This is a genomic window from Nocardia implantans (genome assembly GCF_035544775.1).
GTDB lineage: Bacteria > Actinomycetota > Actinomycetes > Mycobacteriales > Mycobacteriaceae > Nocardia > Nocardia implantans.
This window is the reverse complement of sequence record NZ_JAYKYQ010000040.1, coordinates 1-511: the sequence shown is the minus strand read 5'-3', so window position 1 is coordinate 511 and position 511 is coordinate 1. Positions and strand designations below refer to the sequence as shown.

General features: G+C 65.6%; 1 protein-coding gene. It reads left to right on the top strand.

The window, feature by feature from the left end; translation table 11 throughout:
• The coding region (locus U3653_RS33210) for an AMP-binding enzyme (RefSeq protein WP_435406619.1) at positions 1–511 on the top strand (511 nt) is incomplete at both ends.

Below are 511 nucleotides of genomic sequence, written 5' to 3'. Positions count from 1 at the left end.
GATCAGCCGTGGCCGTCGATGCTGCGCGGCATCTGGGGCGATCCCGAACGCTACAAAACCACCTACTGGGAACGCTTCGCCGACCAAGGCTGGTACTTCGCCGGCGACGGCGCCAAACTCGACACCGACGGCGACCTGTGGGTCCTCGGCCGCGTCGACGACGTCATGAACGTCTCCGGCCACCGAATCTCCACCGCCGAAGTCGAATCCGCCCTCGTCGGACACCACACCGTCGCCGAAGCCGCCGTCGTCGGCGCCACCGACCCCACCACCGGCCAAGGCATCGTCGCCTTCGTCATCCTCACAGCCGAAGCAAAAGATACGGGCACCGCACTCATCGACGACCTCAAAACCGAAGTCGCCCGCGAAATCAGCCCCATCGCCAAACCCCGCGAAATCCACATCGTCCCCGAACTCCCCAAAACCCGCAGCGGCAAAATCATGCGCCGCCTCCTACGCGACGTCGCCGAAGGACGCGAACTCGGCGACACCTCCACCCTCGTCGACCCGA